Here is a 22,915-nt window from a genome sequence, read left to right as displayed (position 1 = left end):
ATTCCCCCTCTCTCTTTATGCAATAATTTATACATCATTTATGTAATTCTCTAATAACATGAATCAACTCAAGGCATGCTTAGCTTCTCCGTCACAAAACAAACAGTGCCAGTTGATTCTGATGCAGCAAAACATCAGTCGTTTAATATTCCTGCTACTGCATGCACCTCCGCTTTTATCTGTTGCTTCTGTCCTTTAATAACTTTGATTCGCTGCCTATTTATTGCTAATCATAATTAACTTTATTCACATAATCTAGCAATAAATCTTTTTTGTGTTTGGCAAAAAGATAAAGTTTATGCATTGGTCTTGTCATTGCTACATAAAGAAGCTTTATTTCTATTTCCTCCAAACGAAAATACTCATCAAGAGAAAAAATCACAACAGCATCAAATTCTAATCCTTTTGATAAATAACTTGGAACAATTATCACATGACCTTTTTTTAACCCTTCGTTTTCTCGAAGCAGCTGGACTTCATAGTTTTTGCTTTTTTTTAAATGCTTGTATATTTTTTTACATTCTTCCTCTGTTTTTCCAATAACTGCAATAGAATGATATCCTTCTTTTTGAACAGTTTGTATTCTAGCATCTACCTTCTCCGCTAAATCCTTTTGACTTTGAAAAGAATAAAAAATTGGCTTTTCTCCGTGGCGGACAACCGGTTTTACTTTTGGAAGGTCTTCATCAAGCAAAGCTAATACATCATTTGCCATCTGCATAATTTCAATGGTTGTTCGATAGCTTTTCTGCAATGTCATATAATTTGCACGGGGGAAAACGGTGTTCTTTAAAGTTTCCCAGTTTTTTAATCCACGATAAGAATGAATACCTTGCGCTAAATCTCCAACAAGTGTAAACATGTCCGTTTCTAGTCCAGCTTTTAGAGCATACAGCTGGAAGTCACTATAATCTTGCACTTCATCTATTACTACATTTTTTGCTCTATATTTTTTATCAATGCCAAATATTTTGTACTGTAAATAAAAAAGTGCTCCAAAATCTTCAATTTCCACTTTTTTCTCTTGAAGAAGAGTTGCTTGAAAATCCACCATAAAGTCTAGTTCCTCTTCAGAAAGAAAATCGCCTGCATATTTTTTAAATTCCTCTTTACTTGCAAATAATTGTTGATAATATCCATATAAAGTGTCTACAGGCATTTTTGCAGCATATTTCCTCACGGCTGATGCTGCTTCTTTTTTCACGGTATCTAATCTTTCTGCTTTTGTATCTAAAAAATAGACAACTCGCTCTTTTCTTTTTTCATCATCCTTTATTTGCAAAGCACGATCTAATGCAGCTTCATACTTTTCCGTCAGTTTGGTGAAAATGATATTTTTTTTCCTTTTCAAATCTGCTTGCAAAATCCCTTTAATTTTTTCTTTTCGTTTCACAAGAGGAAGATAGTTATATTCTGTTGTAAAAAGCCGTCGCAATTTTTTCGCCCCATATAAGGGGAATTTTTCAATACGAAAATCTTCTTTTGGGCACATATTATCACATATATCTTTTAAATAATTATCTATTATTTTTTTGTAAGTTAATGACCCTTTAAATCGCGCAAGCCATTTGATCATATCTTCTTTTTCTAATGAATGATGAAGCAAGGAGATCAATTTTTCAGTGGACTTTACCATTTTTATGTTTTTGCCAATGCATAAACGAACGTAATCAACATAGGTTGTTTGTCTAATCTTTTCCACCCCAAGGTCTGGAAGGGCATCTGCAAGATAGCCAATAAACATATGATTTGGTGCTAAAATCATAAGCTGCTCTGGTTGAAAATATTTTGCATAATGATAAATAAAATAAGAGATTCGATGCAGGGCAATCGTTGTTTTCCCACTGCCTGCTGCACCTTGAACAATAATTGGCCGATTAAGATCTGCGCGAATGACTTCATTTTGTTCTGCTTGAATGGTTGTAATTATTTCTGTTAAACGCTGATCTGCCTTTCCAGCTAAAGATTCCTGGAGCAATTCATCTGTTGTAGTTAAATCAATATCCTGATAATCGATAAGTTTTCCCTGCTCTATCTTATATTGCCTCTTTAACGACAAATGTCCTTCGATTATTTCGTCATTCGCCTCATAGGATACTTCCCCTAATCTCCCATCATAATAAACATTGGCAATAGGAGACCTCCAGTCAACAATAATCGGCTGCTGCGTTTCTTTTTCATAAAGAGACGTTTTTCCAATGTAATATACTCCTTTTGTCTTTTTGTCCTTCATCTGATAATCTATCCGTGCAAAATAGGGAGCATTCAGTATTCTCTGCAGAATATTCAATTCTGTTGTCGCAGTTTGCAAAAACTTACTATTCGTCAATAAGTTAATATAGCTTAAACTACTATCCAATAAATCAGCATTTCCCATTGCCTGTTTCATATTTTCTTGTAGATTCCCTTGATTTTGCTTCGCTTCTGCTATTACTTCATTCATATAATTTTTTGTATAGAGAAGACGTTTTTGTTCTGCTCTAAATTCAGCCATCTTATTTTCTTCCATGTTCTACTCCTTTGAAAAATCTATACTCTAACTAACCAATTGCTTTTTTCCTCCATAAGATACTTTTAACTTTTATGTAGTTTTGCTTTATTGATCAGCTGCTATTTTTTAAATCTAAATAGCTTTTTTGATAATATTTATGAGCAAAATCTGTTATTTTTTTTGTAAATTGATAGTTGGCTCCTCCACCGAGCAATATGCTAAAATAAGGAGATTTTTTACTAAAATGTAAAATAAGTATCATTTTTATACTCTGCTTTAATAATAATGAAAAAACATGTTCATCCATTATCTCTTCCGTACCTTTATAAAAAAACTCTTCCCGATAATTATCTAATTCTGCCATTAATTGATGCCAAGCTTCTTTTTGTAGCATTTTAGGCAAACATGCTGCATGAAATACTTTTAAAACAGTCATGATTTCATAGGGGCTATTAGCGGGTCTTCCATAAATGGAGGCAATAACTTGAATGGAGCGCAGATTGATTGCTAAAACAGCGAGAAGATCGCTAAGCAAAAAGGAGGTTTTCCCGCTCCCAGAAGCCGCACCTTGGCCAAATGCAAAAAGACGATAATAGGCTATTTGCTGTTTGGCTATAGAATATAATTGATCACTTGTTAATGTTTTCATTTCTTCTAATTGAACAATATCTTCATTAAATAATCTTGCTGATTCAATCAATTTGTCTGCAGTATTTTTCTGAAAAGTGGAGTTAAACAAAATGGAATGAAAGTGAAATAATGAACTATCCAACAGCATATATATTTGTTCTTTTGCTGTTTCCGGCAAAAAGGAAAGTCCTAATTCCATATATTTGCGATATATTTTTACATTGCTTGATTGATGATTTGCCAATTCCTTTTCCCATGTTTTTATCTTTTCTAAATAATAATAATCGCTTTTAGTCAAAGTCACTTTATCTCCTCCAACGAATAGAATAAACCACTTTATATAAATGAAGATACCATATTTAGACAACGACTGGAAAAGTACTATATAGTTTATGCTACTCATTATTTTATTAACAAAAAACAATAAAAATCCGGATTTCGATTAAATAACGAAATTCGGATTTTTATTGTTTAAATATTATTTTGCAAGTCTTACTACATCACGTGCAATCATTACTTCTTCATTTGTAGGAATAACCATTACTTTAACTGGAGAGTGAGGATAGTTAATAAATGATTCTTCCCCAGAGATTTTGTTTAAAGTCGGATCCCAGTATACGCCCATAAACTCTAATCCTTTTAATACTCTTGAACGTACTACTTCACTGTTTTCACCGATTCCAGCTGTGAAAATGATTGCATCAACGCCGTTCATTCCCGCAGCATATGAACCGATATATTTATGAATACTATCAGCAAATACCGTTAAAGCAAGTTCTGCACGATCATTTCCTTCGTTTGCAGCTTCTGTGATATCACGCAAGTCACTTGAGAAACCAGAAATACCTAAAAGTCCACTCTTTTTATTTAATACTTGAAGAACTTCATCAGCAGTAGTATTTGTTTTATCCATAATAAATGGGATAAGCGCAGGGTCAATATTACCAGAACGTGTACCCATTGTTACACCTGCAAGCGGTGTGAATCCCATTGATGTATCAATTGATTTGCCTCCATCAATTGCTGCAATACTTGCTCCATTTCCTAAATGGCAAGAAATTAAACGCAATTGGTCAATCGGACGGCCTAATAGTTCTGCCGCACGTTGAGAAACGTACTTATGGCTTGTACCGTGGAAACCATATTTACGCATGCCATACTTTTCATAGTACTCGTAAGGAAGGCTATATAAATATGCGCTTTCTGGCATTGTTTGGTGGAAAGCTGTATCAAATACTGCAACTGCAGGAACATTTGGCAATACTTGTTGGAACGCACGAATTCCTGTCAGGTTTGCTGGGTTGTGTAATGGCGCCAACTCAGATAAGGCGCCAATTTTTTCAATTACTTCTGGTGTGATTACTGCAGAATCAGAAAACTCTTCTCCACCATGTACAACACGATGGCCAATTCCTTCGATTTCATCTAAAGAAGCAATAATTCCAAGTTCTGTTAATTTACTCAAAAGAATTTTAACAGCTACTTCATGATCGGGAATTTCTGTCACTTCTTTAATTTTTTCGCCATTTGCAGAAATATTAAACACTGCATCATTTAGCCCAATACGTTCGATTAATCCTTTTGTGATAACTTCTTCACTTGGCATTTCAAAAAGCTGAAATTTTAATGAAGAACTACCAGCATTAATTGCAATAATTTTCGACATAAATTTATATACGCTCCTTTTGTATAACAACAGTTTTATACGCATGTCTGACATGGAACAATCTTAGTGTGTACAACAGACATTACAAATATCTCTCAATTTATCATTTAAACATTGTACTACAAACATTTCAAGCACTTAATCAACAGTTCTGCCATTTTTTAAGATTTTCTTGCTATTTTTCATTTTTTTGACAAACTTTACCTTAAAATCACCGAAAACTACTATATAATAGAAGAGTTCTGTTTTATAACATTATTTATTATCTTTTACCCACTTTTCAATATCCGCTAATATTTTTTCCATTTTCCCCATATTAGAAAGACTTGGCACATTAGCCAAAAGCACTTGTTTTGGCGCTTCTATCCCTTCGCCTTTTTTCTGTACAACTAAAATACTTTTTGCTGCCTGTTTACTTTTGAATAGCGTTAATGGCAATTGCATAATCGCTTGAATATGAACCGTTTCTTTAAAAAATTTATGCAGCTTATCCGCCTGCTCACTTTCAAATAAATTATTTGGTATCATGCAAAAAAGATAACCACCATCTTTTAAGTGGTTAATGCTTTGTTCAATAAACAAATGATGTGCATAAGAGTGGCCATTATCTGCTTTTAATTTGTATTCACTTGCACCAATATCATTTGGATAATAGCCGATAGGCAAATCGCTTACTACTAGATCAACAGGATCAATAAATAATTTTCCTAAACTATCTTGATTATAGAATTGAATTGGCTGTTCTTGTAAATTTGCATTTACAAAACCAAGCTTCAATAATAAATCGTCAATTTCTACCCCGTATGCTTCTATATCTTTTTCCGACTGTTGGTTCATTACTGTTGTTAATAAATTCCCTGTTCCTACAGCTAGATCAAGAATACTCATTTCCTTGTTCTTATACAGCTTTTGCACTAAATAGCCAATAAACATGCCAATTGAATCTGGGGTCATCTGATGATTCGGCTGAATATTTTCCTGCATGCCTTTTAATATCGCTAATTGAAAACTCTTTCGTATCTCTTCTTTGCTATATTTATCAATGGAAATTGATTCATAGCTCTTTTTTAGCTTTTTTACGCTATATTCACTTAAATCGGTTTGTAAAATTGCTTCTTGAAACATATTTTCGCCCGTAGCAGCCAATGCTTCTAAATACGTACATTCCATCTCTTCCTTTAACAAAGTTGCTGTTTCGCTAAAAACTGTAAATAGTTCTTCAACCGGAACCATTTTCATTTTTCTACCACCTATTCTATAGTATGTTTTTTACCCTATTTCGTTTGTATATTAAGATTGTTTGATCTAATGAAAGCCCTCATCATCTATTTTATCATTTAGACACATGAACCTTGCTGCATATTGATGACAACTTATGTTGCTAACTTTCTTCCATCACAGTTAACAGAAAAAAATCCCGAAAATATTTCCGAGACTTTTTTCGTGCAGCAACTTTTTTATTGTCTTCGTTTTTATTATTTGGCTTGCTTTACCGCTTCAATTGCTTTTTCATAATCTGGGTGACTGCTTGCTTCCGATACATATTCAACATATGTTACTGTATCAGTTGAATCCACAACAAAAATTGCACGAGCAAGTAAACGCATTTCTTCAATTGCTACTCCGTACGCTTTTCCGAAAGAAAGATCTTTATGGTCTGAAACCGTTATGACATTGTCAATCCCAGAAGCCGCACACCATCTTCTTTGAGCAAAAGGCAAATCAACACTAACTGTAATAATTTGTACATTATCCAGTTTTGCCGCATCTTCATTAAAACGACGTGTTTGCGCATCACAAACCCCTGTATCAATGGAAGGGATGACACTAAATAAACGGACCTTTCCGTTTGAACTGTCTAGTGTCACAGGGGACATATCATTTGCCAATACTGTAAAGTCAGGTGCTTTGTCACCGACTTTCACTTCATTTCCAATAAGTGTTACAGGATTATTTTTAAAAGTAATAGACGCCATTTCTTTTCCTCCAGTACTTCTTCATATGTATATTCTTTGACTATCATACCGTTAAGAATATGTATTTGCAACGAAAACGTTCTATACAACGTTAAAAATGGTCTGACATTCATTTGCTGGACAAGTATAAGAAGCAATACCCCCCTTATGCTAATCCTGTTTGTATGTCAGACCGTTATAATAATAATTTGCTGCTTTATTAACAACAAATATTTATGTTAAAATTCAATATCTTCTTTTGGTTTAGGCGGTTCTTGTTTTGCAGTCGCAGAGGATGCTTGATTATTATTTTTAGAGAACATTTGTGAAACTTTCTCGACTGCTTGAGGAGCAAAATCTAATAATTTTTCATATAAATGAGTGCTTTCATCTAAATGAACCATGTTTACACCTTGTGCATTAACAATTAGAAAAGCAATAGGAGTAATGGAAACTCCTCCACCGCTACCTCCTCCAAAAGGATGTTTTGTGAAGGAACTATCCTGCGCAGAATGATTTTCCAATGTGAATTCACTTCCACCTGCAGCAAATCCAAAACCAACTTTGGATACAGTAAGAATTACACTTCCATCTGGTGTTTCTACAGGATCTCCTATTATCGTATTTACATCAATCATTTCTTTTAGGTTTTCCATTGCGGTTGTCATTAAGCCTTGTATTGGATGATCTGACATATTACTATTCCTCCATATAATCATTATTTATTTTTGGACAGACGTAGTTGTATCCGTGGTTTTAATCTGAGGAAATCCGCCCTTCCAAAATTTAACTATCTTAATACCTGCAAACATAGCATGCCCTATTCGAAATTGAAACATACACTTAAATAACGTTTCAGATGCAACGCGCTGAAATTGAGGATAAATATTTATTTGCGGCATATTCTGCATGCACATATATTGGCTTACAATGCCTATTATGCCACCCTTTACTGCCCAAAGCGCCCCAGAAATTGCTCCTGTATGTGCGGCATCGCCAAGACCAACAATTGAACTCCATTCGATATTTCTAATGGTTACTTTTGATAAAAAAGACCGAATAATACGGTGAAATCCAACAATATGCCATAATATTTCCTTTGCATTCTCCAAAACAGCTACTAAATCCTCTGCAGAAAATTGTTTCGTTTTTTTTGTACCGGCTGCCTCTGATTCGTTTATTTTTGTTTCTTCCTCGACCACCATGGTTGGAGAATTTTCATCGATTTTAATAAGAGGAATTTTCTTTTTATATCTTATAAGTCCAAATAATAGTTTCACCTCAATCGTTAAATCATCATTATCTTTTTTATGATAATAGCGGATATGTATGGTAGACTTCGTAACTAGTAGCAAAAAGATTAAAAGCAGCAGCAAGGAAAATAAACTAATTCCAATAATCAATATAAGTTTCACTTAATACACGCCCTTCAACATTTTATTATTGGTAAAAACAAAAAAAATATACTATTTTTCCCATCAATAAAACTAACCATATTAACTGATCTTCCTAATAAAAAATCCCCCGTAAAAAATTTACAGGGGATTCTTTATTCAAATTGTTTTTGCAGTGATTGTATATATTAATTTGCTATAAAACAACCAAGTATACAAAAAGAGCCTTTGTTTATAAGAATATCATTTATATTTTTCACATGAATTCAGCGAGCTTTTATCGTACATGGACAACAGCTGTATCTGCAAATAAATCATGCAATCCTTGCTTTTTAGGCAAAAATGCAACTATAGCATAAAGAATAATAACACTAGAAGAAATAAAACGCCCAATCCATTCCCGGAAAAGAACCGTGTCCCAAGATAAGCTTTCTTTTTTAAGTGGCACTACTTCTAATCCAAAAATCATCTTTCCTAATGTTTGTTTTAAAAATTTCGTCATTAAAACAAAATACAAATAGAATACAATAGCTGTAGTTATATTAATTGGTGTAAATATGCCGCTTTCATGTAAAGGCAGATCAGCAGCTCGAAATATAGGGTGTATGATAATCCGGTTTATACTACCAATAATAATCAAATCCACTAAATACGCCCAAAATCTCATCCAAAATCCCGCGAATTGATAAGTCGGATTTTCAAAGACTTGTAAAGATGCATTATTATGGAGCTCTTGCTGCGTTTTCACTATTTCCTCTTCATGATGCTCTATATTTTCCATTTGTTTAGTTATTGCTGCTTCTTCCTCATTTAATTGATTCGTCATTTGCCCACCTCCTACTCTGCATATAGATACATAAGACGAGGAGAATTTGTATGACTGACAAGTTTTAGCATATTAACTAACTCCTTATCCTCACCCATTATTTTATTGGCACTCATCCCGAGTATAGATGCTAAACCGGTGCTATCTGAATAGCTCACTACCATCGGATCGTCCAAATCATAATCTTTTTTCATCTGTTCCACTACATCGTCAAAATAGCCAAAGCCATCAATTAAATTTAACTGTTTTGCTTGTCTGCCATCATATATTCTTCCATCCGCAATTTTTTTCACTTCTGATGTAGACATGCCTCTTCCATCCGCGATAACTTTAACAAATCCTTCATACGAATTATTAATCATCGTTTGCAGTATGTCTTTTTCCTCTTTTGTCATATCTCTAGTAGAACTCATAATATCTTTATATGGGCCGCTTTTTATCGTTACAAAATCAACTCCATATTTTTCTGCCAATCCTTTAAAATTATAACCATGCATAATGACTCCAAGAGACCCTGTTAATGTTTCAGGACTTGCAAATATTTTATCTGCAGGCGCGGAAATATAATAGCCGCCAGAAGCCGCCATAGATCCCATCGAAATATACACAGGTTTTTTTGAATCTTTTTGAATTTCTACAATTTTATCATGTATTTCCGCACTTTCAACGACACCGCCCCCTGGTGAATTTACTTTAATAATTAATCCTTTGACACTATCATCTTCTTTTATGTAATTAAGTTTCTCCATAAAGGACTTATGATTATAACCTGCTGAACTAATGAGCGACTCTGCATCTCCAGTATCTTGTATCGTTCCATCAACTTCTAATACTGCAATTTTTTGCAATTCGTCTCCATCTTGAATAACATCCTCAGCAAACATTTCTTCTTCGTCATTCATAAAGCTATTAAATATCCCTTCCACATCTGTTGTCATGGCTGTTGATACAATGCTTGTGATAATAGAGAATATAAATAAAAATGCGGCAATTCCTAACGCTGCCCAACGCTTTCCATTCATCAAAATGTTTTCCCTCCTACTATTTTTTACTTATAACTATACGTTAAACTTTATTAAATGTTTCAAAAATAATACTTTCTATACAAATCTTCCTTTTATGTTTGATAAGAAAAAGGTTATCGACCTAATCACTACAACTAGTTTTTCCTAATGAAACATTACCATTCCTTTGTAAAACTCTAAATGGAAGGCAAAAAAATCTGCTTAAAAAGTTGTGGAAAATCAAATCATCTTCCTTTTATCACGCATTAACAGACAACTCTACCTCAAGGTTAATGAAATCTAGATGGGGGATGAAGAACCCCCACTGATTGAAGTTTCACTTTATTTACTATAAACCTCTGCTTTGGATTTACCAAAAATCCGAAATAATTTCGTTTGTGATAAGCTGTATATTGTTAACGCTGACCAAATGAAGATAAATGCCATTAAATGCGAAGTGGTAAACTCTTCATGATAAAGAAAAACACCAAGAATTAAAGTAAGGGTTGGCGTTAAATACTGAATAAATCCTAACATGGAAAGAGGAATTCTTTGTGCACCTTTTGCAAAAAACAATAGAGGAATGGCTGTTAAAACACCAGAAACCATTATTAATATATTGATACTCGTTGAACCAATAAGAAATTCATGTCTCCCACTCGCAAATAAATAGCCCATATAAAGGAGGGCAATTGGGGTAATAAACATCGTTTCAATTGTTAAACCAATTTCAGAATCTAATATTATTATTTTTTTTGCTAAGCCATACAATCCAAAGGTTAAAGCAAGAGACACTGCAATCCATGGAAAACTTCCATGAGAAAAAGTTAAAATACATACACCGATTGCTGCTAAAATAAAAGAAATAATTTGTGCCTTCTTCAGTTTCTCTTTTAAAACAAGCACTCCTAAAAGGACGCTTACAAGTGGATTTATATAATAGCCGAGACTTGTTTCAATCACTTTATCTGCATTAACAGCCCATATATAAATAAACCAATTACAGCTTACAAGAACGGAAGCTGTAAATAAAAGAGCAGCCTGTTTTTTATTTGTTTTAAAAGCTTGAATCGTTAAAATAACTTTTTTCCATTTATTCGTTACGATAACAAGCATAACCATAAATACAAAAGACCATATAACCCTGTTAGCTAAAATTTCGTCTGCCCCTACTCCCTTCAAAAGTTTCCAATAAACAGGAAACATTCCCCATATTAAATAGGATATCCCTGCAAATATCACGCCTTGCTTTACTCTATTTTCTCCCATTTTTATCGCTTCTTTCTATTTACGAAATATTCAACCATTATAATATCTAAAATCATTTCCTACAAGACAATATTCAAAAAGAAACTAGCAGATACTTATACTAGCTAGTCCCTTTTTCTTTATCCTCATGCCAAACCTCCATCTAGTTCTATCCTGTATTTTCTATTTCCCATACCCTTTAAATAGGCATAGTAGCATCATACATAATTTGGCCGCCGATAATCGTTTTCACTACTTTTAATGTATCGATTTTTTTTGCATCCACTTCGAAAATATCTTGATCCAACACGGTAAAATCTGCTGCAAACCCTATATCTATCATTCCTCTATCTTTTTCATGACAAACAGCAAGGGCACTCCCTTTTGTATACAAACATACTGCCTCATAGACTTTTAGCGCTTCATCCATCCTATACCCTTTTTGTTTTTCATCAAATTTATTCGTCCTTGTCACAGCTGCTTGTATTCCACAAAGAGGGTCTGCTGATTCTATTGGTGCATCTGATCCCCCTGCACAAACAAGCCCTTCATCGAGCAGCGTTTTCCATGCATAACAATAATCCATATTTTCTTCTCCAAGCCGGCCGATTACCCAAGGAAAATCGGAAGAGACAAAACTTGGCTGAATATCTAAAATAACAGGCAAACTCTTTACTCTCTCAAGCAAATCGGCACGAAGCATCGTTGCATGAATTAGCCGATCTTTTCCAATTCCTTTTAAAGGATGTTTTTCTAAAGCACAAAGAACCATTTCAAATGCGGCATCGCCGATAGCATGAACTGCAACTGGCATATCTTGTTCGCGAGCTTTTTTTACAAGCTCATTTAATTGTTCCTGTGTAAAGATGGATACGCCTCTTGTCGTTGGATCATCCTTATAAGGCCTGCTTAAAAAAGCCGTTCTTCCCCCAAATGCTCCATCCGCAAATATTTTTACTCCGCCAAACTCTATCCACTCCCCGCCACTTAAATATGACTCTTTCGATTTTACAAAATCTAAAAAAACTTCATGATGAACGAGAAGATGAGCTCTAAACAAATGACCTTCTTCTACAATTATTTTTTTAAACGCACGATGTGTTCCCTCGTACCCATGATAATAGTTCAAGTCTTCTGTATGGGCACCTGTCAACCCTAAACGATAGGCATCTTTAATCGCTATTCTTAAAGCGTTTTCTACATATGTATCGGTTACTTTAGGCAGATACTTTTTCAAAAGCTCTTGCGCTTGATCTTTTAGTATTCCAGTAAGCAATCCCTTCTCATCAAGCTCGATTACTCCTCCATAAGGAACAGGAGTTGACTCATTTACTTTCGCTAGCTCAAGCGCCTTTGAATTAACAGCGATAGCGTGTTTGCAAATTCTATTTAATACTATAGGATGACTTAAAATATAAGAGTCTAATTCTTTTCTTGTAATCGGCATTTTTTCCGCCCATAAATTTTCATTCCAGCCATCACCAATTATCCATTCTCCCTCAGGAACTTTATGGGCAAATGCAGCCACTTTCTCTAACGCCTCTTTTTTTGACTGACATCGTGACAAATCTAGCCTCATCAGTTTTTCTCCATAGCCGACTAGATGCATATGGCTATCAACAAAACCTGGCAATAAAGTACTGCCATATAAATCTATATTTTCTTTTATTCTCGTTTCATATATCTTTTCTATCATTGTTTTTTGTCCATAATCAACTATTTTTCCATTTTCTAAAAAAACCGCTTCTACTTTCTGCCCTTCTTCTTGTAATGTATATATATTTCCACCATAAACTAATGTCCCCATTCTATCCCTCCTCGAGAATATTGACCATGTAAAACCGACGCTACTAATTTGGATTTATTAACATATTCTACATATAAAAAATAAGCAGATATGTATATATTAACGATACATTCTGCTTATCTCTTTATTATTCCTTACCTTTTTCCAAATTAAGATACGTTGATTTATTTTTTTCTTTCATTTTCCCTTAATTCTACACGACGTGTTTTTCCAGAGGTTGTTTTTGGCAAGTCATCAATAAACTCTATCTTTCGTGGATATTTATAAGGCGCCGTCAATTCTTTTACATGTGTTTGCAGCTCTTTAATTAATTCATCTGAACCTTTAACACCATTTTGTAAAACAACAAAAGCTTTTACAATATTTCCTCTTATTAGGTCTGGACTTGCTACTACTGCACATTCTTTTACAGCCGCATGTTTCACAAGAGCATCTTCCACTTCAAATGGTCCAATTGTATAGCCAGAGCTAATGATAATATCATCGCTTCGTCCTTCAAACCAGAAATATCCATCTTCATCTTTTTTTGCTCTATCACCTGTTATATAATAATTACCTCTGAATTGATTTTTGGTTCTTTCAGGCTCTTTGAAGTATTCTTTAAATAGTGCTGGCGTATCTTTATGTACAGCAATATCTCCAACTTCTCCTACTGCACAACTCTCGCCGTTTTCATTGACAATGTCCACTATGTTTCCTGGCGTTGGTTTCCCCATAGACCCAGGACGCAGATCTACCCCTTTGGTTATACCTAATAATAAAGTATTTTCCGTTTGGCCATATCCATCTCGAACATCCAAATTATAATGCTTTTTGAATACATCAATAACTTCTCTATTTAATGGTTCTCCAGCTGAAACAGCGCTTCTTAAGCTTGTTAATTGGAAAGTATCAATATCCTCCACTTTTGCCATTAAACGATACTCTGTTGGTGTACAGCAAAGTACATTTACTTCATATTTTTCCAGCAGTTGCAAATATTTGCGAGGATTAAACTTTCCGTGATAGACAAAACCAGTTGCTCCAGACCCTAGTACAGATAGTAACGGGCTCCACACCCATTTTTGCCATCCAGGACCTGCAGTTGCCCATACTAAATCTCCTTCTTCAATACAGAGCCAGTTTGGTGCTGCAGTTCGAAGGTGAGCATACGCCCAGCCATGGGTATGCACTACGCCTTTCGGATTCCCTGTTGTTCCAGATGTATAAGAAATAAAAGCAGTGTCCGTTTTTTCCGTTTCACAAATATCTAAATCTTCTGAAGCAAATTTCGCTTCCTCATCTAAATAAGTCCAGTCTTCGACCGCATCTCCAATGACAAAACGTTTTAGCGAATTGATTTCTTCTACTTTTTTCAACTCATCCAAAAACGGATAATAACTGATGACCCCTTTTACATCTCCATGTTGAATCCGATACTGCAAATCCTTTGCCCGGAGCATTTCCGAACTTGGCAAAATGGTTAATCCTATTTTAAGAGCAGCTAAATAAACCTGATATGCTTCTATTAATCGAGGAACGATAACTAAAACAACGTCCCCTTTTTTTAATCCTGCATCTTTTAATACATTTCCCATTTGATTCGCTAACTTTGAAAGGGAACTATATGTAATTTCTTTTGTTTCCCCATCCTCATTTTCCCATTTTAATGCCAAACGATTTTTATCATGGGCATACTTCTCTATCTCTGAAACAAAATTATATGTTTGTGGTGCTATCAAGTCTTGCCGACTCATTTCTTTTCCCCCTATAATTATTAGGATTTAAAAATACACTTTAGTCATTATACTATTTAGAAGTCTTTTTTTAAAATAAATAACTCCATTCTCCTATAAAAATTAATAAGGAGTGAGGCAAATGCCTCACTCCTAGTAGCCATTATATGGAATTATTTTGCATAACCACCAAGTTGTTGTTCAGCCATTTGAACTAAACGTTTAGTGATTTCTCCACCAACTGAACCGTTAGCGCGAGCTGTTGTTTCTGCACCAAGACTTACTCCAAATTCTGTTGCAATTTCGTATTTCATTTGGTCTAATGCTTGAGAAACACCAGGTACTAATAATTGATTTGAGCTATTGTTGTTTGCCATGTGTATCACCTCCTTGTGATAATAGAATGTGTAATACACATGGTCTTCATTCATCAAAAATATTGGTAATTTTTATCAATAAATCACCCATTATATCCATGCTGCTAATTTTTTAAACTTTCTAGCAGATAACTTTCGAACTTCTATCTTTTTGATCTCTGCAATTAAAATAATGACTCTTCTGTTTTTTCAGCGTCCATTTTTTCCCCTTGTTTGATGATTATTGTCTCCACTTTTGAAACAGCCTCTTTAATCATTGGCTCAAAATCAACAAAACTTTCATAAAACTGGACTTTTTCTCTTTTAGGTTTTGTTTTTGGTGATGCCGGTACAAATACAGTACAGCAATCTTCATATGGCCTGATAGATATATCATGTGTATCTATTTCCCTTGCAATTTTAATGATTTCTGTTTTATCCACCGCAATTAAGGGTCTTAAAATCGGCGTGTTTGTTACATCATTAATAGCGTACATGCTTTCTAATGTTTGGCTTGCAACTTGTCCTAGACTTTCTCCTGTAACAATAGCTAAAGCTTCTTGTCTTTTGCGGATTTCATCTGTAATTCGAAGCATCAGCCTTCTCGTTGCCGTCATCGTATAGTTTTCTGGAATTTGTTTATGAATAAGCTGTTGAATTTCCGTAAAAGGTACAATATGCAGCACAAAATGACCATTCCTATTAGCTAATTTTTTGGAAATGTCAATTACTTTTTGTTTTGCTCTTTCTGAGGTGAATGGTGGACTAAAAAAATGAACACCTTCTAGTTCTAATCCTCTTTTCATTGATAAATATCCTGCAACAGGGCTATCTAATCCACCAGACAGCATTAACATCGCTTTCCCACTAGTGCCTGAAGGAAGCCCCTGCGCCCCCTGTATGGTTTCACAAGATAAATAAACTGCCTCTTCCCTTATTTCAATCAATAAATTAATATCAGGGTTTCGTACATCTACTTTTATACCAGGGATATTCTTCAAAAGATGGCCGCCAAATAAAGAATTGATTTCTCCTGTATCTAAAGAAAATGTTTTATCGACTCTTTTTGCCGTAATTTTAAATGTTTTGCCCTCTTGATAGATAGAAGACACTAACTTTAATGCAGTTTCTTTCATCGTATCAATATCTTTTTCCAACTTAATTGCTGGACTAAACGACTGTATTCCAAAAATGTCTTTTAAAGCTCCTGCAATCTCTGTTTCGTTTTCCCCATTTAAAAGCACATACATTCTTTCTCTTTTCACTTCAATTTTAGCAAGAGGAAAAGGGAGAAGTGCCATTTTCACTGATTTATGCAATTGGTCTACAAATTTTTTTCGATTTCTGCCTTTTGTTGATAATTCACCATATCGGATTAATATTCGATCATATTTCATTTATTTCATCACACCTCTTAGCCATTTTATTGTGTCCGCTATTTTGTCGATGGTTATTTTTATCTCTTCCAATGTATTGTCATAGTGAAGACTAATGCGAAAAGAACTTTCTGCCACATCTTTTGCAACTCCCATGCTTGTAAGTGTTTTGCTTACTGTATTGCTTTTAGATGAGCAAGCACTAGTCGTCGAAAGATAAATATTGTATTTTTCTAATGCATGAACAAAAACTTCTGCTTTAACTCCTAAAATAGAAAAATTAATAATATGCGGTATACTTTTTTCTAAAGGAGAATGTATTACCGTATCTTCCATTTGGGCTAAACTCTCTCTTAAATATCGATTAAGTTCTACGAGCTTGTCTTTTTTGTACAGCTGATTGTCTAGTTGCATACGCAAAGCCTTAGCGGTCGAAACCGCACCAGCAACATTTTCTGTTCCACTTCGATAATTTCTCTCTTGTCCGCCCCCAGCAAGCAATGGGGATAACATTAGTCCTTCTCTTATATATAAAACACCATTTCCTTTTAAGCCATGAAACTTATGTGCTGAAATGGTATATAAATCAATGTTTGCTTTTTTTAACTCAATAGGCAATTTCCCTATTCCCTGCACTCCATCTACATGAAATAATACCGATGGTTTCTGCCTTTTTATCATGGAACCTATTTCTGCTATTGGTTGAATAGAACCTATTTCATTATTAACGTGCATAATTGAAACGATACTAGTATCTTTGCGGATACTGCTTGTTATAGCTTCAACGGATACTAGACCGTTTTTATCAACTGGAAGATAGGTGATTGTAAATCCATCTTCTTGCAATTGTTCCATTACTTTATGAATGGAATCATGTTCCACTTCCGTTGTAATAATATGTTTCCCTCTGCCTTGATAAGCCTTGGCAGCACCTTTTAAAGCAAAGTTATTCCCTTCCGTACCCCCTGATGTAAAATAAATCTCGTTATTTTTTACACCTAATAAATCGGCAATTTGCGTTCGAGCTTGTGTAAGCAACTTTTCTGCTTGTCCCCCTATAGAATGTAAAGATGAAGGATTTCCAAAAAACTCTGTTGCTACCGTCGAATATGATTTTACAACATCAGGAAATGGTTTTGTAGTAGCACTGTTATCTAAGTATATCAAAAGCCTTCTCCTCCTTATGCTTGCAACTTTATATGGTATCATAGTACCTGCATTTTGCAAATATAGATTGTTACCCTTTACATAAACAAAAAAAGGTGAGAAGCTATCCTTTTCATAGCAACGCACCTTTTTTGTTTTTTCCTTTTCTATTAACCACTTTATTAATTATATTGGTTTTCTTTTTCTTTTTCTCCTAGCACTATTGCTTCCATTCGCTTTATGCTGCCTGGTTCTACTTCTTCGATTGCTGATGCAGCTTGACTTAATGCATCATTATATTTATAGTGCCTAAATAAAGCCTCTGCCTGAGATAAACTTTTTTCTACTTTAGGATAGTTTCTCCGGTACCTGTTTCCATATTGGATAATTTTTTCGGCAAGCATTGCTGTTTCCACTAATTCATTTGTTGCTTTCACTAATGTAGCAACAGTATTTTCTGCCTGTCCAAGCAATGCATGTACAGCAGGAATATCCAATGGAGCTTCATTTAAAATAGACTTTAGCTTTTCTATATTTTCTTTTGCTTCGTCTATCAGGCCTGCATATTCTTTTGTTACGCCAGGCAAATTACTATTTGCTACCACTCTAATAGAGTTCGCAATCTCTTTGCTTAAGGCCTGCATTTTTTGGCGTGCATGTACTTCATCTTTTCTTAATGCGTAGAACTTATCAAATAGAACTTTCTGCTCCTCGGCAACAGTTTCCATTTGTTCCTTTAAAATCTTCAATTCTTCTGTTAACACAGTATGTGCTGCCGTCTCGTACATTAACTTATGTTCTAATACTTCATATTGCTTAAATAGATGTTTTAGTTTTGTCTCAAGCTTAAATTGCAATTCCAGGTCTTCGTTATCGATATGATAGCTTCTTTGCAGCAAACTAACCTCTTCTTGCAAACGCTCATTGGCACCACCTATGGCTGCCAAAATACCTTTCACCACATCCAAATTTTTTGTAGAGTAGTTTTTGGCTATTGCTTCTTTTTCTAGTAAATCATACAATAAATCGATTTTTTCTTGAACTTCTGCTATTATGCTCTGAATTTTCTCTACTTCGCCATTTTGCAATAATTCACTGCATAACGTCAGTTCGTTTTCTATTTCTTCAATTTCTGCATCCAATTGGATATGCTCCAAAATAAAACCTTTTGCTAGCATATCTTTATATCCTTCTTTTAGCTCACTGATTGATTCCGGCAATTTTGTTTTGCATTCCATTAAAATAGGAGGAATTGTTTCTACTAAAAAGCGAATATATGCTAGTTTTTCTTCTGTCTGTTGAACAATTTTTCTTGCATCTAAATAGTTCCCATTTTTTGTATTTTCTTCATAATCATTTAATAAGGAAGATATTTCTTTAAGCATAGCTTCTAATTTAGGTTCCGTTTCTCCGAAAGTATATCGATGTGCAAGCAATGTTTTTTTGCTTTCTCGATAAGTCTCTTTTAAACCTTCTATTTCTGTTCTGTTTTTTTCTTCACTTCCAACAAGATTCTCCAATTCCTGAAGCATTTTTTCAATGGCTTTTTCTATTTGCTCCATTTTCAAATGAATTTTATTTTGATTTTTTTTTACTTTATGTAATTTATACTTATCAATAAATTCTTCTGTATCAAGGAGCATTTCTTCCACTTCAGGCAATTGGACTGCAACAATATCATCCCATTCGGATCTCCATCGCTCAAACAACTCTTCTGTTTGTCCAATCATATTTAGCTGCTTTACCTTAGCAAGTTCTTCTAAAACCGGCCGATTCATAATAGTCATTTTCCGGTTTTCCAGCTCATCCACTACACCGTAGTACTTTCTTTTAATAAGATATCCTGACAAGAATAGACATATAATAATGACTACTCCCACAATTATGTAATCCAATTTGAAGCCCCCTGTTCTAGCACCGACCATTTTTTATGCCTATATCTATAGTAAAAGTATGTAAAAGTTCTTTTCATTTGTTTTTATGATACCATGTAAACGTCATTTTTTGACTATTATTTTATATTTTTTTGAAAGAATTTCTATTGTATTGTGTAGACATTTAACGAAGGAGATAAAGAAAATCTTTTTTTGTATGATAAAAAAACAAAACTTCCCTTCTTTTTTTTAGTAAAATGAAAAAAAGAAGGAAGGAACATAGTATTCTTCCAGCCTTTTTAAATTTTTCAGTTTAATTTTCTGCTATATTAGTGGCTATTGTTGATAAAATGATTTTGGGTTCATCCAGCAAATAAATGAATCCAAAATCAGCAGCACATATAACCCATAGCCTACTTGTCAAATGAAAGGGAGATAAAAAATGAAAACAGCAACAAAAAAAGACGGACATATTCATACAGCATTTTGTCCTCATGGCACAAAAGATGCCATTAGCGATTATATCGAACAAGCAATTCTTTTAGGATTCACAGAAATTTCATTCACAGAGCATGCTCCACTTCCTGCTGGTTTTATTGACAGCACTCCGACAAAAGACAGCAGTATAGCACTAGAAGACCTCCCGCATTATGTGCATATGGTCGAACAAGCAAAAGACTATTACAAAAATAAGATAAAAATAAACATTGGATTAGAAGTGGATTATATTGAAGGTTTTGAACAGGAAATCAAAAGCTTTTTAAATGAATGGGGGCCAAAACTCGATGACAGCATTCTAAGTGTACATTTTCTAAAAAATAATATGAATTATGATTGTGTTGATTATAGCCCTGAATTATTTGCCAATATGATTAGCCAATATGGAAGTGCGGAAGCCATTTATGAACGGTATTTTGAAACGATAAAAAAATCAGTGTTTGCAGATTTAGGCCCTTTCAAACCAAAACGAATAGGGCATATTACATTAGTGCATAAATTCCAAAAAAAATTCCCTGTCTCTAAAGATTATCGTTCTACTATTATTCAATTATTAAAGGATATAAAACAGCAGCAATTAGAACTTGATTATAACGGAGCTGGTTTATATAAACCCTTTTGCCAAGAGTCTTATCCCCCAAGCTGGGTCGCTTTAGAAGCAAAAAAGCAGCAGATTTCGCTAGTTTATGGATCAGATGCCCACCAAGCAAAAGATATAGGTCAAGGCTTTGACATGTTATTAGGGAATCGATAAGGATTCTTTATGAAAGCAAATCACTTCATCGATCCATCTATAGATTTCTTCTGAATATTTTTTTGCAAAATAAGATTCACGCACATATACATGCAACACTTCTGTTAAATAAAAGGCATTAAGAAAAGGCATAGATAATAAGCTTTTCAATTGTATAATGCTATAAGAAATCATTTGTTTTTTAAATTGTTTTTTTTCTATGCCTTCTTCTAAAATTTTTGTCAAATAAAATCTTTCTTTTACATAATAAGTAGACATTATTTCTCTCACAACTTGAGAATCAATCGACACTTCTCTTAAAACAAATCTCGTTAAATGTGGATGCAGACAGTGAAAATGTATAATGGATTCCGCTATCTTTTTTAACTTCTCTGTGGGATCTAAAAGAATATCCCGATAAACATCCTCTATTTCTTCTAAATACTTTTCAAAATAGCTTGTAAAACAATATTCTAGTAGCCCATGTTTTCCATTAAAATAATAAGAAATATTTGCCACATTTACATGGGCATGTGCAGCTATATCTCTTATAGAAGTGCCATCATATCCATTTCTGTTAAAAAGTGTAATTGCGGCTTCTATTATAGAATCTTTTGAATTTCTTTTCATATTTTCTCTCCTCTCTTGCTAATATCAGAAATATATGGTTGAATAAATCAATCTTCTGTTTTTAACAGATGTTTGCATTTAGAGAATGTTAGAAAATGCATGTTATTTGAAAAACTTTTTTTTGGAAAGGGCTCTGCTTGTTCATTTGAAGTTAAAATAATATATATATTACTTCTTGCTAAATAAGAACAATCCTTCAATAGAATCTCGACAAAGTTTCCTCCTTTTCAGCGTTTTTTGCTAAAATAAAAATAGTTTATGAAGAAAGATAGGTGTTTACCATGTTTAACGTCGAATTATATAATGGCAACCGCGAGGAAAAATACCAATTAGTAGTAAAACAGTTAAAAGCTCTTCTCGAAGGAGAAACAAATGCAATTGCCAATCTTGCTAATGCTTCTGCATTATTAAATCAATTTTTAGATCGTATTAATTGGGTTGGCTTTTATTTAGCAGAAGATGGAGAGCTTGTTCTTGGTCCTTTCCAAGGTCTTCCTGCATGTGTAAGAATTCCTTTTGGCAGAGGCGTTTGCGGAACTGCTGCAAGTAAACAGGAAACACTTAGAGTAGAAGATGTTCATCTTTTTCCTGGACACATTGCATGTGACGCCGCTAGTCAATCAGAAATAGTGGTGCCAATAATTAAAAACGGTACCTTAATTGGAGTTTTGGATATTGATTCCCCAGAAAAAAATCGTTTTGATGAAATAGACCAAAAACATTTAGAAATTTTCACTGAGACATTAGTAGAGTATCTATAATAAATTTTCTACTTTAAAAATTTTTCAAAACAAACAAAAAACCTGGTTTAAAAACCAGGTTTCAGACTGTAGACAAATGCTCCTTAAAAAGGAAGTTTGTCTACGGTTTTTTTGTTTGTTTTTCTTTTAAATAGGGATGTTAATTTCCAATTCAAGGGTTCGCTTTCCACGGGGCGAGCGCCGAGCCGCTCCGATCAACCTATTTTCCATCCATTAAGTATAGAATTTCAAATATCCAGGCTTTAAAATATAGGTAGATAAATAACAGAGGTAACACCATGCTTTCCAAACATTCTTCTATTCAAAGAGATCAATTAGAAATGATCGCTTTAGATCAACTAGTTCCATCCAATCATTTAGTTCCCAAAATCGAGGCTGCACTTGATTTCTCGTTTATTATAGAAGAAGTAGAAACTAATATGGCTTATCGGTGGTTTTTAAGGTACGGTTTTCATGATAAAGTGCCTCATTTCTCTACATTCGGTAAAAATTATGAACGTTGATTCAAGGGTTCTGATCCATTTGAACAAATATTCTACCGTATCTTAAAAACAGCTGCGGATAAGAACTTGATTAATGCGGAACATGTGTTTGTTGATTCTACTCATGTAAAAGCGAGTGCCAACAAACAGAAGTTTGAAAAGAAAGTAGTGCGTAAGGAAGCTCGTACTTATCAAGGACGACTTCAAGAAGAAATTGGCAACAAAATCAAACTTAATCTTAAAAGGGGTTCAGAATGAGACTATTCCGAACCCCTTTTGTCGACAAACTGAAACCTGGTTTAAGAACCAGTTTTTTTGTTTGT

At 34.1% G+C, this 22,915-nt stretch carries 19 protein-coding genes and 1 pseudogene; 3 read left to right on the top strand and 17 right to left on the bottom strand.

Going from position 1 to position 22,915, the window contains the following annotated elements; translation table 11 throughout:
- Nucleotides 1-226: 226 nt before the first annotated feature.
- The 16 genes from helD to ezrA form a co-directional block, all read right to left on the bottom strand.
- Nucleotides 227-2,509 (bottom strand): RNA polymerase recycling motor HelD, encoded by a 2,283-nt coding sequence (gene helD, locus CWS01_RS03685; protein WP_101175699.1) that lies wholly within the window; start codon nt 2,507-2,509, stop codon nt 227-229.
- A 94-nt stretch (nt 2,510-2,603) separates the two neighbouring features.
- Nucleotides 2,604-3,425, bottom strand: a complete 822-nt coding sequence (locus CWS01_RS03680; RefSeq protein WP_157827531.1) for an EcsC family protein — start codon at nt 3,423-3,425, stop codon at nt 2,604-2,606.
- A gap of 174 nt (nt 3,426-3,599) precedes the next feature.
- Entirely contained in the window at nt 3,600-4,787 is a 1,188-nt protein-coding gene (locus tag CWS01_RS03675; RefSeq protein WP_101175697.1) for an acetate kinase, read from the bottom strand.
- Nucleotides 4,788-5,042: 255 nt separating this feature from the next.
- A complete protein-coding gene (locus CWS01_RS03670) occupies nt 5,043-6,026 on the bottom strand; it encodes a class I SAM-dependent methyltransferase (protein WP_101175696.1) in 984 nt (327 codons plus the stop codon).
- A 236-nt stretch (nt 6,027-6,262) separates the two neighbouring features.
- A complete protein-coding gene (tpx, locus tag CWS01_RS03665; protein WP_101175695.1) occupies nt 6,263-6,763 on the bottom strand; it encodes a thiol peroxidase in 501 nt (166 codons plus the stop codon).
- A gap of 218 nt (nt 6,764-6,981) precedes the next feature.
- Complete coding sequence (gene ytfJ, locus CWS01_RS03660) at nt 6,982-7,437, bottom strand: GerW family sporulation protein (RefSeq protein WP_101175694.1); 456 nt, start codon at nt 7,435-7,437, stop codon at nt 6,982-6,984.
- A 27-nt stretch (nt 7,438-7,464) separates the two neighbouring features.
- On the bottom strand, nt 7,465-8,157 hold the full coding sequence (locus CWS01_RS03655; RefSeq protein ID WP_101175693.1) for a DUF2953 domain-containing protein: 693 nt from the start codon (nt 8,155-8,157) through the stop codon (nt 7,465-7,467).
- A gap of 256 nt (nt 8,158-8,413) precedes the next feature.
- A complete protein-coding gene (locus CWS01_RS03650; RefSeq protein WP_235851965.1) occupies nt 8,414-8,962 on the bottom strand; it encodes an RDD family protein in 549 nt (182 codons plus the stop codon).
- An 11-nt stretch (nt 8,963-8,973) separates the two neighbouring features.
- Nucleotides 8,974-9,984, bottom strand: coding sequence for a signal peptide peptidase SppA (sppA, locus tag CWS01_RS03645; protein WP_101175692.1), 1,011 nt, complete (start codon nt 9,982-9,984; stop codon nt 8,974-8,976).
- Nucleotides 9,985-10,308: 324 nt separating this feature from the next.
- The gene (gene rarD / locus CWS01_RS03640) at nt 10,309-11,235 is read right to left on the bottom strand and encodes an EamA family transporter RarD (RefSeq protein WP_101175691.1); all 927 of its coding nucleotides are present in this window, start codon (nt 11,233-11,235) and stop codon (nt 10,309-10,311) included.
- Between the two features lie 178 nt (nt 11,236-11,413).
- Entirely contained in the window at nt 11,414-13,021 is a 1,608-nt protein-coding gene (locus CWS01_RS03635; protein ID WP_101175690.1) for an amidohydrolase, read from the bottom strand.
- Between the two features lie 164 nt (nt 13,022-13,185).
- The gene (mbcS, locus tag CWS01_RS03630; protein ID WP_101175689.1) at nt 13,186-14,757 is read right to left on the bottom strand and encodes an acyl-CoA synthetase MbcS; all 1,572 of its coding nucleotides are present in this window, start codon (nt 14,755-14,757) and stop codon (nt 13,186-13,188) included.
- Between the two features lie 152 nt (nt 14,758-14,909).
- Nucleotides 14,910-15,113 carry an alpha/beta-type small acid-soluble spore protein gene (locus CWS01_RS03625; RefSeq protein WP_101175688.1) on the bottom strand — a complete coding sequence of 68 codons (204 nt, stop codon included), beginning with the start codon at nt 15,111-15,113 and terminating at the stop codon, nt 14,910-14,912.
- A gap of 164 nt (nt 15,114-15,277) precedes the next feature.
- Nucleotides 15,278-16,489 (bottom strand): tRNA uracil 4-sulfurtransferase ThiI, encoded by a 1,212-nt coding sequence (thiI, locus tag CWS01_RS03620; protein WP_101175687.1) that lies wholly within the window; start codon nt 16,487-16,489, stop codon nt 15,278-15,280.
- Nucleotides 16,490-17,635, bottom strand: a complete 1,146-nt coding sequence (locus CWS01_RS03615) for a cysteine desulfurase family protein (protein WP_101175686.1) — start codon at nt 17,633-17,635, stop codon at nt 16,490-16,492.
- Nucleotides 17,636-17,796: 161 nt separating this feature from the next.
- Nucleotides 17,797-19,509: a septation ring formation regulator EzrA gene (gene ezrA, locus CWS01_RS03610; protein ID WP_101175685.1), complete on the bottom strand. Its 1,713-nt coding sequence runs from the start codon at nt 19,507-19,509 to the stop codon at nt 17,797-17,799.
- Nucleotides 19,510-19,930: 421 nt separating this feature from the next.
- Between ezrA and hisJ the strand changes: the two genes are divergently transcribed.
- Nucleotides 19,931-20,740 (top strand): histidinol-phosphatase HisJ, encoded by an 810-nt coding sequence (gene hisJ / locus CWS01_RS03605; protein ID WP_101175684.1) that lies wholly within the window; start codon nt 19,931-19,933, stop codon nt 20,738-20,740.
- Here the strand turns inward: hisJ and refZ are convergent.
- Nucleotides 20,726-21,349, bottom strand: a complete 624-nt coding sequence (gene refZ / locus CWS01_RS03600) for a forespore capture DNA-binding protein RefZ (protein WP_101175683.1) — start codon at nt 21,347-21,349, stop codon at nt 20,726-20,728. The two genes, hisJ and refZ, sit on opposite strands and share 15 nt — an antisense overlap.
- 281 nt (nt 21,350-21,630) lie before the next feature.
- Here refZ and CWS01_RS03595 point away from each other — a divergent pair, with 281 nt between their 5' ends.
- Nucleotides 21,631-22,110, top strand: a complete 480-nt coding sequence (locus CWS01_RS03595; RefSeq protein ID WP_101175682.1) for a GAF domain-containing protein — start codon at nt 21,631-21,633, stop codon at nt 22,108-22,110.
- A gap of 278 nt (nt 22,111-22,388) precedes the next feature.
- Nucleotides 22,389-22,808: pseudogene (locus CWS01_RS03590) on the top strand (transposase); the annotation flags it as partial.
- Nucleotides 22,809-22,915 lie beyond the last annotated feature (107 nt).

It is taken from the genome of Niallia nealsonii (assembly GCF_002835805.1).
Lineage (GTDB): Bacteria > Bacillota > Bacilli > Bacillales > Cytobacillaceae > Niallia > Niallia nealsonii.
Note: the sequence above shows the minus strand (reverse complement) of the source record. Positions and strands in the feature narration are given on the sequence as shown.